Origin of the sequence: Thiomicrorhabdus cannonii (genome assembly GCF_013391695.1) — a bacterium.
GTDB lineage: Bacteria > Pseudomonadota > Gammaproteobacteria > Thiomicrospirales > Thiomicrospiraceae > Thiomicrorhabdus > Thiomicrorhabdus cannonii.
This window is the reverse complement of record NZ_JACBGH010000001.1, coordinates 298,289-314,058: the sequence shown is the minus strand read 5'-3', so window position 1 is coordinate 314,058 and position 15,770 is coordinate 298,289. Positions and strand designations below refer to the sequence as shown.

Here is a 15,770-nt window from a genome sequence, read left to right as displayed (position 1 = left end):
AACAACCGAATTAGTTTTAATCACATGACAGTTTCTGATTGAGAATCAGATAAGGAGAAATATCATGGGTGCATCATTTGACTTAAACGCTTTGAGTGGTATTAACGCAGCCTCGACCGGCTTGGGCGTTATTTCCAATAACCTGGCCAACGCGCAGTCAGTCGGCTTTAAAGGCTCGCGTGCCGAGTTTGCCGATATGTTTTCCGGCGCGCAGAACTCTGCCGGTAACGGTGCGCGTGTTGCCGCGATTACGCAGGATTTCAGTCAGGGAACCATTAACGGCACCGGGCGTGAACTGGATATGGCGATCGACGGCGAAGGGTTCTTTGTGTTGGAAGACCGTACCGGTAAATATGACAATGTTTATACCCGCAACGGTTCGTTCAAGCTGGATAAAGAAGGTTATCTGACCACGCAGGAAGGTAACCGCGTACAAGGTTATTTGCTGGATCAAAACCAGTCTACCGATACCAACCCGGTATTCAGTACCGGTTTGAGCTCAATCGATCTGGATGAATTAAACAAACAGCCCAAGGCTACCTCGGAAATGGTTTATGACATCAATCTGGATGGTGAAGAGACGCATAATGTCGATCCGGCCGGTACGAATACCGGTTTGGCCGCCGACGACGATTCCGTGGGCTCAACCCTCAATCTGCAGAGTTTGATCGCCCCTGAATCAAATGGCGAGTATCAAGGCTCCAACGATTATTTCTATCCGATGACGATTCATGACAGTTTGGGCGGTGAGCACACGCTGAACGTCAACTTCTTCAAGCGTGATGTCGTACCGGATACGGCTTCTAGCATCGACTCCGACGGGGTGCCGGTCGCGACTTCGGGCAATCCGGCGGTTAAATATACGTCATGGTTGGTTCAGTACAATATTACCGGTGCCGATGCACAGGGCAATACCGTCTATACCGGCCATGTGGCTGACCCGACAACCGGAGGAGCATTGCTGGACGGTGGCGGTAACAAAGCGGCCGGACAGCTTTATGAAATCCGTTTTGACACCAACGGTAATTATCTCGGGGCCTACCAGCCGGTGGATTATCAGGCCGGTGGCGGGGATTTGGCCGCGGTAGCGGGAACGCCTGACTCCTATGTTGATCCGCTGACGGGAACGGTTGTCACCGCACCGAGTGAAACTGGCTGGACGCGGGTTTCGGGTAACCCAACATTGAACTTTATCGTGGATAATCCGATGACGGGTGCGACCGATCCGCTGGGCGGCGCGGTTCCCGGAACAACCCCGGCTCAGTTCCAGATCGATTTGGATTTGACTAGCATGACCCAGTTTGCCGGTTCTTATAACCAGCGCGGTACCACGCAGAACGGTTATGCCATCGGTGATTTGGTTGGCTTGACCACCGGTTTGGACGGGGTTATTGAAGCACGTTATTCAAACGGCCGTTCAGTGCCGGTTGCGCAATTGGCGATTGCCAACTTCTCCGATAAGAATGCGATGGAGAAGCTGGGTGGTCAGACGTATGCGGAGTCTTTCAGTTCTGGTCCGGTTCAGTTGGGCAGACCACAAAGTAACGGTATGGGTTCAATCAATGCCGGTTCTTTGGAGTATTCCAACGTGGATGTGGCGGCGGAGCTGGTGAACATGATTCAGACGCAACGTACCTACCAGGCTTCTGCGCAGGTGATTTCAACGTCTCAAACCTTGACGCAAACCATCCTGAACCTGTAATAACACTTTGTAAAATAAACTTTTTTCTGGTCTTGCCGGCATTTATTGCCGGCTTTTTTGCCGCCCGGCAAACCTCTCCTTATGGTTATATCGGCCATTTTCTGAATTCTTTAATGTTTTGTTTTGAAAAAGTTGGCACGCCAAATGCTAAATACTTTTCGAAAATAAAAACGTGTCAAAAAAGTAACACGCTAAACACACAAGGGAAATGAAACAGCACTGCGAGATAAGCAGGTTTCAAATCACGGGTTAAGTGTCGCTTGCATATAAACCAGGCAAAAAGCCTTAACCCATTTTTAGTTTTTTTGTTAACCCGCCAAGCTGGGAGAGTCGAAAATGGATCGTATGCTCTATATATCAATGAGCGGTGCCAAAGAGGTGATGTTGGCGCAGGCCAATAACGCCAATAATCTGGCAAACGCGACAACGGATGGATTTAAGCAGGATTTCAATGAATTTCGCGCCCAGCATATGCAAGGTCCGGGTTGGCATACACGCACCTATGCCTTGGACGAACGTCCGGCAACCGACTTTACCCCCGGCGCGGTGAAAGTGACAGGGCGTGAATTGGATGTGATGGTGCAGCCAAACGGATTTTTGGCGATCCAGACACCGGAGGGCGATGAAGCTTTCACGCGTACCGCAAGTATGCAGCTGACGGCTGACGGCGATCTGGTGGATGTGAATGGTCATCCGATTCTGAATGTGGGCGGTGCGCCGATCAATATTCCGCCTTCACGCAATATCACCATCGGTGACGACGGTACGATTTCGATTGTGCCGGAAGGTTCGCCGAGCAATCAGTTGGTGGTGTTGGACCAGTTGCGTTTGGTGGAACCGGATATCAAACAGTTGCAAAAGGGGTTGGATGGTTTTATCCGTCTGCCTCAGGGGGAAGCGCCGCCGCAGCAGGCGAACGTGAAGGTGGTCAGCGGTGCGTTGGAATCGAGTAACGTCAATACCGCCGAAGCGTTGGTGAATATGATTGAACTGTCGCGTAAGTATGAGATGCAGGTGAAGATGATGTCGACTGCAAAAACGCATGCACAGAAGTCCGACCAATTGCTGTCATTGAGATAAATTTAGGAGTCGATGATGAACAGAGCATTATATGTTGCTAAAACCGGTTTGGAAGCCCAGCAGTTCCGTCTGGCCGCCATCTCCAATAACCTGGCCAACGCGAATACCTATGGTTTCAAAAGCGGTCGTGCAGAGTTCCATGATCTGATGTATCAAAACGTGCGCCAGCCGGGTGCCCAGGCCACGCAGGACGAGTCCAATACGTTGCCGTCCGGCTTGCAGTTGGGTACAGGGGTCAAAGCGGTGGGGGTTCAGAAGATTCACACCCAGGGCAACGTGATGGTTACCGATAACCAGCTGGATATCGCCATTGAAGGCAAGGGTTTCTTTCAGGTGCTGGATGCCAATGGTGAACTCATGTATACCCGAGACGGTTCGTTTCAGGTGAACCAGAACGGCGATGTGGTGACCTCTTCGGGCTATCTGCTGGAGCCTAATATCAATATTCCGCAGGATGCCACGGAAATCTCGATTACCCAGGACGGTGCGGTTTTTGTGAAGCAGCCGGGCAACGTGCAGCAGAACCAGGTGGGGCAGATTGAACTGGCCACATTTATCAATCCGGCCGGTTTGGAGTCGATTGGCTCGAACTTCTACAAGGAAACCACCGCCAGCGGCACGCCGAATATCAATAATCCGCAAACGGCCGAAGCCGGCAGTGTTTTGCAGGGCGCGTTGGAAGCCTCTAACGTCAATACGGTAGAAGAGCTGATCGGCATGATCGAAGCGCAGCGCACCTATGAAATGAACTCGAAAGCCATCTCAGCCGCAGACGGCATGATGCAGTATTTGAATAACAATACCTAAGCGGTTGCAGTAACCTAAGAACGTAATAGCGTAAGAGGATAGAGAGATGAAATTGGTTAAATTACCTGTCAAAATTTCAACAGGCCTGGTGGTCTTGGGCGTTGCGTTGCTAACCGGCTGTAGTTCAACGCCGGAGCGCGTGCAGGAGATGAGTTTCGAGCCCAATTATCCGGTGAACATTCCGCAGCAGGTGCAGCCTAATAACGGTTCTTTATATCAGTCCGGCGCCATGACCCTGTTTGACGATTCGCGCGCTCACCGTGTGGGCGACATCATTACCATCTCGTTGACCGAGAAGTTTGATGCCAAGAAAAAAGACGAGGCGAAATACGACAAATCCAATTCGCAGGATTACGGCGTCACGACTCCTTTGACCATGACCGGGCCGGGGGTGATTGGTGAAATCGGTTCGCGCCTGGGGAATTTGTCGTTGGGCTACGGCTCTAAAGGTGCGTTTGCCGGTAAGAGTGACGTGAAGCAGAATTCCAGCTTGTCGGGTTCCATTGCGGTGACGGTGGTGGAGGTGATTCCCAACGGTAATCTGGTGGTTCGCGGCGAGAAGCGCCTGGCAATCCATGAAGGGGACGAGTTGATTCAATTTGCCGGTATTATCCGTCCGCAGGATATCCGCCCGGATAACACTATCGATTCGACCAAGGTGGCGGATGTACGTCTGGTTTACAAAGATGTCGGCTACTCGGGTGACACTAACCGTCCAGGTGCGTTGACGCAGTGGATGAACAAATACTGGCCGATTTAATCTGGATTTCAGCGGGGCTCGCATAACCCTTTAATTATGCGTATAATTACACCTTATTGCTCTTTATTCATTTTATTAGGGTGACGTAGCTCCACCTTAACCAGGCTTGCATGACGTATGTAAGCCGGTGACCTGTTTATACCGGCCTGTTTTTCTAAATCTCCTTTTTGCAGGCCGGTTTTTTCTTTTTCACTTATGGCTTCTACCCGGCCTGTTGAGTTTTCCGATCGTTTTTTCAAACCTGATTTTAACGGCCTAAAAGCCGCTTTCTTTAATCTTTTTTTTAGTTTTTGTAATCTTTGGCATAACCTCTGCTAAATCCTGTCTAGGCAAGAATGAATACCAGGATGAATCGTTGTGTTTTCTTGTTTAAAACATAAACGAATTCAAAATCTTAGGAGAATAAAAATGTTGACCAGAAAAATAGCCGTGATTTTGACACTTTGTCTTTTTTGGCAGGCTGAGGCCTATGCCGAACGGATTAAGGATTTGGCGAATGTCGGCGGGGTGAGAACCAACCAGTTGGTGGGTTACGGCTTGGTGGTGGGTTTGAACGGCAGCGGCGATAAAACGCCGTTTGCGGAGCAGAGCCTGTTGAGCATGCTCAATAAGTTCGGTATCCATGTTCCAGCCGGGGTTAAAACCAACTCCAAAAACATTGCGGCGGTTGCGGTGCATGCCGATCTGCCGGCGTTTGCCAAGCAGGGTCAGAAGATTGACATTACGGTGTCGTCTTTGGGCAATGCCAAAAGTTTGCGCGGCGGCTCCCTGTTGCTGACGCCGTTAAAAGGGGTGGATGGTAATGTCTACGCGCTGGCGCAAGGCAACCTGGTTGTGGGCGGTTTGGACGCCAGTGGCGGCGACGGTTCGCGTATTACCATCAATATTCCAAGCGTAGGTCGCATTCCGGACGGGGCGACGGTCGAGCGCACGGTGAATACCGGTTTCGATTTGGGGAATACGATCACCTTGAACCTCAAGGATGCCGACTTTACCACGGCTACCAATATGGTGAATTCAATCAACGCGCAGTTGGGCGAGGGAACCGCCAGCGCGCGTGATGCCGAGTCGATCGATGTCATGGCGCCGCGTTTGCCGAATCAGCGTGTGGCGTTTTTGTCGGTGCTGGAGAATATCGAGGTGATTCCGGGCCAGGAAGCGGCCAAGGTGATTGTGAATTCAAGAACCGGCACCGTGGTGATCGGGCAGCATGTCCGTGTCAGCCCGGCAGCGGTCACGCACGGTGGTTTGACGGTGAAAATCGGTGAAAACACCGGGATTTCTCAGCCCAATCCGTTTTCGGGCGGTCAGACCGCCGCCACGGCACAAAGCAGTGTGGATGTTCAGCAATCAGGTGACGGTCGTATGTTTGAGTTTCCAAACGGCACTTCGTTGAATGATATCGTGCAGGCGGTCAACAAGGTGGGCGCGGCACCGGGCGATCTGGTGGCGATTCTGGAAGCCCTGAAACAGGCCGGTTCGCTAAAAGCCGAGCTGATGATTATCTAATCGCTGGGCAGGGAGAGTAGCATGGCGGTGAATAATGCAATGGGATTGGCGGCGCATCAAAGCAATGCCCCCAAGAACTACAACAATTATGCGGATGTGGGCGCCTTGAATGATTTGAAGCGCGAAGCGCGTCAGGATCAGAAAGCGGCGCTTAAGCCCGTCGCGGAACAGTTTGAAGCGCTGTTTGTGGAGCAGATTCTGAAAGAGGCCCGCAAAGTCAATTTTGACGAGGGCTGGCTCGACGGTGAGGGCGGAGATTTCTATAAAGACTGGTATGACAAACAGTTGGCGCAGGATTTATCTTCTAAAGGTACGCTCGGATTTGCCGATAACATCGTAGAACAACTCGCTCCGCGTGATCCAAAAGAGGTGCAGGCGCTGAATGCGTTAAAGCAAAAAAATGCCACAACCGAGCACGCTTTGGCTTTGCGTAACCTAAAGGGACCTTTGCATGAGTGAATGCACGAATAAAAATGGTTAAAAATCACCTGATTTTTGTTGAAAAACTTGCGAATAGCTCGCTATTCACTTCGTTTTTCGCCTCAATCAAGCAAATTTTTCCTCATTTTTCTTTCGCGCCCCACTCGTGCAAAGGTCTCAAAGTAGTAGAATAAAAAAATAGCAAAAAACGCTTTTTGAACGATAGTGCCGAGGATACCCGGCCTGTTGAGTTTGACCGGAAAAGGAAACTGAATTATGGCGAATATGTTGATTATTGGCACCAATGCGGCCAATACCTACAAAACGGCACTGGATGTCACCAGTCACAACGTCGCCAATGTGGGGACCGAAGGCTATTCGCGCCAGCGTGCCGAAATCGGGAATAATACGCCCGCATCGGTAGGCGGTGTCTTCTTGGGTGGCGGTTCGCGTGTCGATTCCGTTTTGCGTATTCAGGCCGATTATATCCAGTCACAACTCAATAACAGCAATGCATCGGTAGAGCGTTACGATCAGCAGCTGCAGCTCTCCAAACAATTGGAAGGGATCGTGGCCAGTAACGATGAAGGTATCCAGCAGTTTATGCAGCGTTTCTTTGACAGTTTGCAGAATCTGGCGGACAACCCGACCTCGAGTACGAATCGTCAGATGGTGCTGGACGAAGCCGGCAATCTTGAAAGCCATATCAGCAACCTGTCCACGGTGCTGGACGAAACCCAAACGCAAGTCAATACCCAGATTAAAGGTCTGGTGACCGAAATCAATGACCGTTTGTCTATCGTGCAAAGACTGAACCAGGAAGTGGAGCGTGCCATGTCGGTCGGTACCCAGCCGCCAAACGATCTATTGGATCAGCGCAATCAGGCGGTTTTGGAACTCAGTGGTTATATCGATATCAAGACCTTTGAGCAGCCAGATGGGCGGTTGGATATTTTTACCTCTGGCGGCAATATGCCGCTGTTGGCCGATAACTATAAAGCCAACCTTACCGCCGAGTTGGGGCCCTACAAGGACGAGAACCGGATCGAGGTCTATATGACGACCGGCGGCAGCAAACGGATTGTCAGTGAAGAGATCAGCGGTGGCCAGTTGGGCGGTGTGCTGGATTTCAGACAGAATATGCTGGATCAGGCGCAGAATGACCTGGGCGTGACGTTGAACAGTCTGGTGGCATCCATGAACTGGCAGCACTACCAAGGGTATGATTTAAACGGCGAGCCGGGCGGCGATCTGTTTGCACCTTTGAATATGACGGCCAGCCACAGCGTTAAAAACAGCGGCACCGAAGACGGCAGCAATATTCTTGTGAGCTTCAATCCTAATGCCGGGGTGTCCGAACCGCCTTATGCGCCAACCGGCACACAGGCACAGCCGGCGCTGTATTCCGACAAAGAGAGTTACCTGCAGGAGGCTTTCAAACAGATCGGCCTGATGCAGCCGCGTGAGTACGAGATTCGTTACAACGCTTCGGCGGATGCGTTCGACTTTTATGACTACAGTACCGGTCAGCGCTTGAGTGATGCCGGCGGTACGCCCATCAGTGTGGCACGCGGGGCCTCCGCACAGGTTGAAGGATTGAATTTCGATTTTAGCAACGTGACCACCGTGCCGGGGGACCGCGATGCCTTTTTGGTCAAACCGCATCAGGAAATTCTCAAGCAGTTTTCGGCGGAATTGAGCGATACCGATAAAATCGCGGCTCGCGGTCAGTCGCCTGATCCGAGCGTGACAGCGCCGGCTGCCGCAGCATACGGCGATAACGTCAATATGGCGAATATGGCCAGTTTGCAGTCGCGTAATCTGATGTATGCCGATGGCACCGGTAGCGGCACCGAAACCTTGCTGGGCGGTTATTCCAAAATGGCCACCAATGTGGGGATGTATGTGCGCGGTACGGAAATTCAGCTGACTGCGCAGCAGAATGTACACAATCAGATTATGACGCAGCGTGAGTCGCTCTCGGGGGTCAGTCTCGACGAAGAAGCGGCCAATTTAATGAAATTCCAGCAGGCATACGAAGCGGCGGCGCAAATCATTGCCACCTCGCAAAGCATTTTTCAGACGCTGATCGGCGTAATAAGAGGATAAGCGCATGAGAATCTCGACGAATATGTTCCACAGTCAGGGTATTAGTTCTATCCAAAATCACCAAAAGAGCGTGATGGATACCCAGCTACAGTTGAGTACCGGCAAGCGCGTCAACGCGCCGGGTGACGATCCGGTCGCGACCAGTCAGATTCATGCGCTTAACCGCACCATGAACACGATTGAACAGTACGCCAAAAACGGCGAATACGCCAAGTCACAGCTGGTACTGGAAGAAACCGCGATTGCAGATACCATCGGGTCATTGCAGCGCGCGCGCGAGTTGGCGATTCAGATGAGCAACGGCACCTATACGGCGGCAGATCGCGAAGCGACTGCGGCGGAAGTGGATCAGATTATCCAGCAAGTAAAAAGCATGATGAACTATCGCAATTCCGAAGGAGAATTGATTTTTGCCGGTAGTAGCGTCAATGCCACGCAGGCATTTGTTGAGGATGTCAACAATCCGGGATACTACGCCTACATTGGCGGGGTGAATTCCGATGCTTCGGGTGCTGAGACCACGCCTCAGGATCCGTTGGCGAATTACGGTTCGCGTTTTGTGCAGATTGGATTTGATGACGATAATCTGCTGGCGCCGGATGATGCCGGGGATCCTAGCCGTGTGCGTATTACCGATAATGGCAACCGCGTATTCAGCATTCCCGGCGCCACCTTGCCCTATACCAACAACACGGGCGGCGGCACACCGGAAGCGAATGTGTTGAATGTGCTGGTGGAATTCAAAAATACCTTATTGGCGGGCAATACGCCCTCCGATGAAGTGATCGGCGATATGGACAGTGCGCTGACCAATCTGTCGCAGATTCGAGCCGAGATCGGCGGTCGTCAGAACCGTATCCAGTCTCAGTACGAGGCAGGTGAGAGTTTCAAAGTTGCATTGGAAGAGCGCCGCATGACACTGGAAGACATGGATCTGGTTGCGGGGGTCACTGAACTGACCAAAAGCCAGAATGCGCTGCAAATGGCACAGCAGGTCTTTACCAAAGTGCAGGGCATGAGTCTGTTTAATTACCTGCGATAGTTGCGCCAACGCATTTTGGCCTTTGTTTTGCTAAAAGCCTCCTATATGGAGGCTTTTTTGTGAAAATACATCCGTCGTTGGTTTCAATTTTGGTTGCGTCAGGGCTGCTGGTTCTCGTGGCGGGCGAGGCTTTTTCTAGTTTCCAGAACTGGGTGCGCTTGCAGGGAGCTGTTGCCGCTAAGGCCCCGGTATCACAGGTGTTTGAACCCTCCGGTATTCGGTTGATCAGCTCCAGCGGAGAGTTTGGCTTTAATAAAGGCGAACCTGCAAAGCAGCGTTTGGGAGCCGAGCCTGGCAGTGTCAATAATCCGGCGCCTGAAACGGTGGTGCAGCCCATGGATGGGGCTCAGGAAGCAGAAGTCTCAACAGAAGGCCGAAAGGTCGCGTTTTCCCCAGCACCCGCGCCGACCGAATTCAGTGAGGTTTATGCCAAACCTTCGTTGGTTGTGCTTGAAAATGAACTGATAATTGAGTTCCCGGCCGAAATCGCGGATGCGATGTTGATGAAGCGGGTTATCGCCAGGGTGTTGCTCAGTGCCCAGCCTTTCAACGATGATTTGTTAAGCCGCAAGAGTCTCGATTATCAAAAAACGCCTTACTTTTACCGTCAGGTGTTGGATCAGCACCGTCAGCCGATTCGTTATCCCGCCAACGCATTTGATTATGCCGATTATCTGTTTTCCTCTAAGCAGATGGAAAAAATAGTCGATGAAGAAGGCGCGTTTACGGTTGTTTCCATTCCGTTGGTGAAGGCCGACTATCCGAAACCGGTGCAAAAATACAAGGATTGGGTGGCGCAGTATGCCCGGGATTTCAAAGTGGAACCCGCACTGGTGTTTGCGGTGATGGAAACCGAGAGCCGCTTTAAACCCGATGCGGTCAGCCGTTCTAACGCCTTGGGGTTGATGCAGCTTAAGGCCGATGCCGCAGGGCGCGATATCTACCAGCGTATTGACCAGAAACCGGGTATGCCGAACGCTGCAGAACTGTTCGATGAACGCAATAATATCCGAATGGGAACCGCCTATCTGGGGTTGCTCAAGCATGAGTATCTTGCCGAGGTGCATAATCTTCAGAACAAAGAGATGCTGTCGATCGCTTCTTATAATGGCGGCTTGTCAACCGTGCTGAAACTGTTTGGCGATTCGCCCGAAGCGGCGATAAAACGCATCAACCAGTTGCACCCCAAGCAGGTTTATCGTAAGTTACGGTTTGAGCACGCATCCAGGGAAACGCGCGATTACCTGGACAAGGTGCTGAAGGCTAAAAGCCGTTATCAACATCTTTTGTCGGCCTGAACGAAAAACGGCTACAACACACGGATTGACAACATGAATGACTGGCAAGGAAAGCAGGTTTTAGTAACCGGAGCTGATGGGTTTATCGGTTCGCATCTGGCGGAGGTACTGGTGGCGCAAGGCGCCAAGGTACGGGCGTTGTGCCTGTACAACTCCTTTAACGACTGGGGGTGGCTGGAGCAAAGTCCGGTGTTGTCCGAGATCGAAATCGTCAGCGGCGATGTCCGCGATCCGTTCCTCTGCAAGAAAATCACCCAGAATTGCCACACCGTGTTTCACTTGGCAGCCCTGATTGCGATTCCCTATTCTTATGTTGCGCCTAACTCCTATGTGGAAACCAATGTGAACGGCACCTTGAATATGGCGCAAGCCTGTCTGGAAAACGGCGTACAGCGTTTTATGCATACCTCGACCTCCGAAGTGTACGGCACGGCGCAATATGTGCCGATTGACGAAAAACACCCGCTGCAGCCGCAATCGCCTTACAGCGCCAGCAAGATCGGCGCGGATGCGATGGCGATGTCGTATTACAACGCCTTTGAAATGCCGGTATGTATTGCCCGTCCGTTCAACACCTATGGCCCGCGTCAGTCCGCGCGGGCGGTGATTCCGACCATCATCACGCAGATTGCGCAGGGCGCCAAAGAGATTAAACTGGGAGATACGTCGCCTACGCGCGATTTCAATTACGTGGCCGATACCTGTGCCGGCATGATGGCGATCGCCGCGTCGGACAACACGATTGGCCAGACCGTGAATATCGGTTCCAACTATGAGATTTCGGTGCAGGATACCTTGGAGCTGATTAAGGAGATTATGGGCAGCGATGTGGAGTTCATTACCGATTCGCAGCGTCTGCGTCCCAAAGATTCGGAAGTGTTTCGCCTGTGGTGCGACAACACCCAAATCCGCGAAATGACGGGTTTTGAGCCGCAATATGACATCCGTGCCGGCCTGTCCAAAACCATCGAGTGGTTTACCCAGAGCGACAATCTGAAGCGTTATAAAGCGGATATCTATAATGTCTAATCCCGCGTTTGCCAGTTTAATAGACGCCATTCGCGGCCATTATCGCAATGCTGATTTCATACCTTTGCACGCGCCCTGTTTTAACGAACAGGCCAAAGCGTTGGTGAATGACTGTATCGATACCACGTTTGTCTCCTCGGTCGGGCAGTATGTAACCCGCCTTGAAGAGGAGGTTGCGGCGTTTACCGGCGCCAAGCATGCCGTTGCGGTAGTCAACGGTACCATGGGGTTGTATCTGGCGCTGAAGGTGGCCGGGGTGCGGGCGGGCGATCTGGTGCTGACCCAATCCCTGACCTTTGTGGCGACCGCCAATGCGATCAAGATGCTCGGTGCGGAACCGGTCTTTATCGATGTGGATGCCGATACTTACGGTTTGTCTGCCGATGTTTTGCAGGCTTTTTTAAATGAACAGGCCACCCTTAAGGATGGTGTCTGTATGCATAGAGCCAGCGGCCGGCGCATCAGTGCCTGCGTGCCCATGCATACGCTCGGTTTCTGTGCAGAAATCGACCGTCTGATTGACGTCTGCAGCGCCTTCTCCATTCCTGTGATTGAAGATGCCGCCGAAAGTCTCGGCAGCACGTTGCAAGGCCGGCACAGCGGTACCTTCGGACAGAGCGGCGTGTTCAGTTTTAACGGCAATAAAATCGTCACCACCGGCGGCGGCGGGATGTTGGTGACCAACGACGATGCGCTGGCGGCGCACGCCAAGCATTTGAGTACCACCGCCAAAATTTCGCATGCCTGGCTGTTTGAGCATGATGAAATCGCCTTTAACCTGCGTATGCCTAATTTGAATGCGGCCTTGGGGGTGGCGCAGATGCAGCAGCTTCCCGATTTTTTGCGTGAGAAGCGCGCTTTGGCCGAAAAGTATCGAGGGTGGATTGAAACCATACCCGGCCTGTTGAGTTTGCGGGAGCCCAAAAACAGCCAGGCGAATTATTGGTTGAATGGCGCGATTCTGCCCGATTTGCCAGCACGCGACGCCTTTTTGCAGCAGAGCAACGACGCCGGTATCCAGACCCGCCCCTTGTGGACGCCGCTGCACCGCTTACCGATTTATGCAGACTGTCTGCGCACCGAGATGCCCCATACCGAGTGGTTGGCGGACCGTGTCGTCAATCTACCCAGCGGGGTGGTGTGTCATGGCTGAAGCGGGCAAAACCCCATTATTGCTGATTGGCGGCGGCGGTCACTGCCGCGCCTGCATCGACGTGATCGAGATGACGGGCGAGTATGAGATTGTCGGTATTGTCGAGGCGGAAGGTGCGCAAATCGAGCCGTTTTCCGCTTATCCGGTCATCGGTTACGACAAGGATTTGCCGAAACTTCTGGCCGACACGCCGCACTGTTTGATTACCGTCGGTCAGCTCAAGAGCGCCGCGGTACGGCAGCGTCTGTTCACCGAATTGAAACGCTTGGGTGCCAGTTTGCCTGTGATTGTTTCGCCGCTGGCCTATGTATCGCCGAGCGCAAAACTCGGTGAAGGCACGATTGTGATGCATCAGGCGCTGGTCAATGCCTATGCGCAGATCGGTGACAACGGCATTGTCAATTCTCAGGCATTGATTGAACATGATGCGGTGATTGCTAATCACTGTCATATTTCCACCGGCGCCAGAGTCAACGGCGGGGTGGAGATTGGCGAGGGCTGTTTTATCGGCAGCGGCGCCGTCTTGAAGCAGACCATCAGCCTGGCAGACAGGGTTGTTGTGGGCGCGAATGCAACGGTCTTAAAAAATATTCAGCAGGCCGGGGTCTACACGGGAGTGGTCAAGTGAGTGTGTTTATTATTGCCGAAGCGGGGGTGAATCATAACGGTTCGCTGGATAGCGCCAAACGGCTGGTGGATGCTGCCGTCGAAGCGGGCGCGGATGCGGTCAAATTCCAGACCTTCAAAACCGAGAACCTGGTTACCGAAAGCGCCGAGCAGGCGGCTTACCAGACCGAAAACACCGGCATTAAAGAGAGCCAGTTTGCCATGCTCAAGCGTTTGGAGTTGAGCGAAGCCGATCATCAGGCGCTTTTTGCCTATTGCCGTCAAAACAATATCGAATTCATGTCCACGCCGTTTGACGACGACAGTATTGAACTCTTGCATCAACTCGGTATGCAGCGTTGGAAAATCCCTTCCGGCGAACTGTTGTCGATTCCGTACCTGCGCAAAATCGCCGCTTTCAACCAGCCGACGATTCTCTCCACCGGCATGGGCAATCTGCACGAGGTGGAACTGGCCATTAAAACGCTGTTGCAAGCCGGTCTGTCGAAAAGTCATCTGACGGTTTTGCATGCCAATACGGCTTATCCGACCCCTTATGAAGATGTTAATCTGCGCGCCATGCAGACGCTGGCGCAAACGTTTGAAGTCGCAGTCGGTCTGTCGGACCATTCTCTTGGCATTGAAGTGCCGGTTGCCGCCGTGGCATTGGGGGCGAGCGTGATCGAAAAGCATTTCACGCTCGACAAAACCCTGCCCGGTCCCGACCACAAGGCGAGTTTGGAACCACCCGAGCTGAAGGCGATGGTGACGGCGATCCGTCATATCGAACTGGCGCTTGGCAGTGGTGAGAAAGTTGCATCCAGTTCGGAAGTGCAGAATAAAACGGTGGCGCGCAAACGCATCGTCGCCAAACGAGCCATTGCGGCCGGAGAGCGCTTTTCGGAAGATAATCTGACATTGAAGCGCAGCGACCGCGGGCGTTTTGCCGAGCAGTGGGACAGCGTGCTCGGTCAAACGGCAGGCCGCGATTATGCGATGGGTGAGGGCATTGATGGGAATGCCTAAGAAGATTGCGGTGGTCACCGGCACGCGTGCCGAATACGGCCTCTTGTGGGGCGTGTTGCAGGAGATTGACGCGCATCCCGATTTGCGGCTGCAGCTGATCGTCAGTGCGGCGCATCTGTCTGCCAAGCATGGCATGACCATCCATCAGATTAAACAGGACGGCTTTGCGATTGCTGCCGAGGTGCCCTTGTTGGACGACAATGACGATGGCGACGATGATCTTGCTGTGGCGCGCGCCGTGAGTCGCGGTGTGGCCGGATTTGCCGAGGCCTACGCAGATTTAAAACCCGATGTGGTGCTGGTGTTGGGCGACCGTTACGAGATTCTGGCCGCCGCGCAGGCGGCCTTGCTGTTGCATATTCCGCTGGCGCACATCCACGGCGGCGAGGTCACCGAAGGGGCGATGGACGAGGCGATCCGCCACGCGATTTCCAAAATGGCGGCGTTGCATTTTGCCGCCGCAGAACCTTACCGTCAGCGCTTGATTCACATGGGGGAGTTGCCGGAGCGCGTTTTTACGGTCGGCGCGCCGGGGTTGGATGTGATTAAGCGACTGGATTTACTGGACCTGGGTGCATTACAACGTGATCTCCAAATAGCGTTGACTTCACCTCTGTTTCTGGTGACCTATCATCCTGTCACTTGGGGAGATGCTTCAGGCAAGGAATCTGTCGAAGCACTTTTTGCGGCTTTGGAAGGGGTTAAAGAGGCGACAGTCATCTGGACCGGTGCCAATGCCGATGCCGAGGGCGGGCGGATTAACGCCGCGGTTGCCGAGTGGACAGCGCGAACGCCGCTCAAGGTAAAATTTGTTACCTCTCTCGGCTCGTTGCGTTATCTGAGCTTGATGGCGGTGTGCGACGCGGTGGTGGGCAATTCCTCCAGCGGCATTATCGAAGCGCCGGCGCTCGGCGTGGCTACGGTCAATATCGGGCCGCGCCAGCAGGGGCGCTTGCGCGCGCCCTCGATTATCGATTGCGCAGAAGACGTTGATTCGATTTCCAAAGCACTTGAAACCGCGTTGAGTGCCAAACACCGCGCCCTTTGCCGGACACGACCGAGTGTTTACGGCCAGGGGGATACCGCCCAGGCGATTGTGCGGATTCTGGCGCAAACCGACTTTGCCGCGCTGCACAATAAACCGTTTTACGATTGGCCTGTGAATTCAGGCTGCGGCGGGTCTTAAGAATTAAGTTTGTCCGCCGTTATAACAAAAGACCCGGCCTGTT

General features: G+C 53.0%; 15 protein-coding genes. 14 read left to right on the top strand and 1 reads right to left on the bottom strand.

The window, feature by feature from the left end:
- Nucleotides 1–64: 64 nt before the first annotated feature.
- The 4 genes from HZ297_RS01590 (at nucleotide 65) to HZ297_RS01575 (ending at nucleotide 4,349) form a co-directional block, all read left to right on the top strand.
- Nucleotides 65–1,702, top strand: a complete 1,638-nt coding sequence (locus tag HZ297_RS01590) for a flagellar hook protein FlgE (protein ID WP_178861224.1) — start codon at nucleotides 65–67, stop codon at nucleotides 1,700–1,702.
- 336 nt (nucleotides 1,703–2,038) lie between these two features.
- A complete protein-coding gene (locus tag HZ297_RS01585; protein WP_178861223.1) occupies nucleotides 2,039–2,782 on the top strand; it encodes a flagellar basal body rod protein FlgF in 744 nt (247 codons plus the stop codon).
- A gap of 15 nt (nucleotides 2,783–2,797) precedes the next feature.
- Nucleotides 2,798–3,589: a flagellar basal-body rod protein FlgG gene (gene flgG / locus HZ297_RS01580; RefSeq protein ID WP_178861222.1), complete on the top strand. Its 792-nt coding sequence runs from the start codon at nucleotides 2,798–2,800 to the stop codon at nucleotides 3,587–3,589.
- Nucleotides 3,590–3,635: 46 nt separating this feature from the next.
- The gene (locus HZ297_RS01575) at nucleotides 3,636–4,349 is read left to right on the top strand and encodes a flagellar basal body L-ring protein FlgH (protein ID WP_178861221.1); all 714 of its coding nucleotides are present in this window, start codon (nucleotides 3,636–3,638) and stop codon (nucleotides 4,347–4,349) included.
- Nucleotides 4,350–4,402: 53 nt separating this feature from the next.
- On the opposite strand, the gene HZ297_RS01570 is transcribed toward HZ297_RS01575, so the two are convergent.
- Entirely contained in the window at nucleotides 4,403–4,588 is a 186-nt protein-coding gene (locus HZ297_RS01570; protein WP_178861220.1) for a hypothetical protein, read from the bottom strand.
- A 169-nt stretch (nucleotides 4,589–4,757) separates the two neighbouring features.
- Between HZ297_RS01570 and HZ297_RS01565 the strand changes: the two genes are divergently transcribed.
- From HZ297_RS01565 to neuC, 10 genes are all read left to right on the top strand, one after another.
- The gene (locus HZ297_RS01565; RefSeq protein WP_178861219.1) at nucleotides 4,758–5,858 is read left to right on the top strand and encodes a flagellar basal body P-ring protein FlgI; all 1,101 of its coding nucleotides are present in this window, start codon (nucleotides 4,758–4,760) and stop codon (nucleotides 5,856–5,858) included.
- A 21-nt stretch (nucleotides 5,859–5,879) separates the two neighbouring features.
- Nucleotides 5,880–6,317 (top strand): rod-binding protein, encoded by a 438-nt coding sequence (locus HZ297_RS01560; protein ID WP_246261564.1) that lies wholly within the window; start codon nucleotides 5,880–5,882, stop codon nucleotides 6,315–6,317.
- A gap of 237 nt (nucleotides 6,318–6,554) precedes the next feature.
- On the top strand, nucleotides 6,555–8,387 hold the full coding sequence (gene flgK / locus HZ297_RS01555; RefSeq protein ID WP_178861218.1) for a flagellar hook-associated protein FlgK: 1,833 nt from the start codon (nucleotides 6,555–6,557) through the stop codon (nucleotides 8,385–8,387).
- 4 nt (nucleotides 8,388–8,391) lie between these two features.
- Nucleotides 8,392–9,429, top strand: coding sequence for a flagellar hook-associated protein FlgL (gene flgL, locus HZ297_RS01550; RefSeq protein ID WP_178861217.1), 1,038 nt, complete (start codon nucleotides 8,392–8,394; stop codon nucleotides 9,427–9,429).
- Between the two features lie 59 nt (nucleotides 9,430–9,488).
- Nucleotides 9,489–10,727 carry a murein transglycosylase domain-containing protein gene (locus HZ297_RS12155; protein ID WP_178861216.1) on the top strand — a complete coding sequence of 413 codons (1,239 nt, stop codon included), beginning with the start codon at nucleotides 9,489–9,491 and terminating at the stop codon, nucleotides 10,725–10,727.
- Between the two features lie 33 nt (nucleotides 10,728–10,760).
- Entirely contained in the window at nucleotides 10,761–11,756 is a 996-nt protein-coding gene (locus tag HZ297_RS01540) for an NAD-dependent 4,6-dehydratase LegB (RefSeq protein WP_178861215.1), read from the top strand.
- The gene (locus tag HZ297_RS01535) at nucleotides 11,749–12,909 is read left to right on the top strand and encodes a LegC family aminotransferase (protein ID WP_178861214.1); all 1,161 of its coding nucleotides are present in this window, start codon (nucleotides 11,749–11,751) and stop codon (nucleotides 12,907–12,909) included. The genes HZ297_RS01540 and HZ297_RS01535 overlap by 8 nt, the downstream gene beginning before the upstream one ends.
- Entirely contained in the window at nucleotides 12,902–13,537 is a 636-nt protein-coding gene (locus HZ297_RS01530) for an acetyltransferase (RefSeq protein ID WP_178861213.1), read from the top strand. Before HZ297_RS01535 ends, HZ297_RS01530 begins: the two co-directional genes overlap by 8 nt.
- Nucleotides 13,534–14,541 (top strand): N-acetylneuraminate synthase, encoded by a 1,008-nt coding sequence (gene neuB, locus HZ297_RS01525; protein WP_178861212.1) that lies wholly within the window; start codon nucleotides 13,534–13,536, stop codon nucleotides 14,539–14,541. The genes HZ297_RS01530 and neuB overlap by 4 nt, the downstream gene beginning before the upstream one ends.
- Nucleotides 14,534–15,727: a UDP-N-acetylglucosamine 2-epimerase gene (gene neuC / locus HZ297_RS01520; RefSeq protein ID WP_178861211.1), complete on the top strand. Its 1,194-nt coding sequence runs from the start codon at nucleotides 14,534–14,536 to the stop codon at nucleotides 15,725–15,727. The genes neuB and neuC overlap by 8 nt, the downstream gene beginning before the upstream one ends.
- Nucleotides 15,728–15,770 lie beyond the last annotated feature (43 nt).

Bases quoted from the DNA above. Each gene is read 5' to 3' on its own strand.
- flgK (WP_178861218.1), top strand. From the start codon at position 6,555: ATGGCGAATATGTTGATTATTGGCACCAATGCGGCCAATACCTACAAA.
- HZ297_RS01530 (WP_178861213.1), top strand. From the start codon at position 12,902: ATGGCTGAAGCGGGCAAAACCCCATTATTGCTGATTGGCGGCGGCGGT.
- HZ297_RS01560 (WP_246261564.1), top strand. From the start codon at position 5,880: ATGGCGGTGAATAATGCAATGGGATTGGCGGCGCATCAAAGCAATGCC.
- HZ297_RS01540 (WP_178861215.1), top strand. From the start codon at position 10,761: ATGAATGACTGGCAAGGAAAGCAGGTTTTAGTAACCGGAGCTGATGGG.
- HZ297_RS01590 (WP_178861224.1), top strand. From the start codon at position 65: ATGGGTGCATCATTTGACTTAAACGCTTTGAGTGGTATTAACGCAGCC.
- flgG (WP_178861222.1), top strand. From the start codon at position 2,798: ATGAACAGAGCATTATATGTTGCTAAAACCGGTTTGGAAGCCCAGCAG.
- neuC (WP_178861211.1), top strand. From the start codon at position 14,534: ATGCCTAAGAAGATTGCGGTGGTCACCGGCACGCGTGCCGAATACGGC.
- HZ297_RS01535 (WP_178861214.1), top strand. From the start codon at position 11,749: ATGTCTAATCCCGCGTTTGCCAGTTTAATAGACGCCATTCGCGGCCAT.
- flgL (WP_178861217.1), top strand. From the start codon at position 8,392: ATGAGAATCTCGACGAATATGTTCCACAGTCAGGGTATTAGTTCTATC.
- HZ297_RS01565 (WP_178861219.1), top strand. From the start codon at position 4,758: ATGTTGACCAGAAAAATAGCCGTGATTTTGACACTTTGTCTTTTTTGG.
- HZ297_RS01585 (WP_178861223.1), top strand. From the start codon at position 2,039: ATGGATCGTATGCTCTATATATCAATGAGCGGTGCCAAAGAGGTGATG.
- HZ297_RS01575 (WP_178861221.1), top strand. From the start codon at position 3,636: ATGAAATTGGTTAAATTACCTGTCAAAATTTCAACAGGCCTGGTGGTC.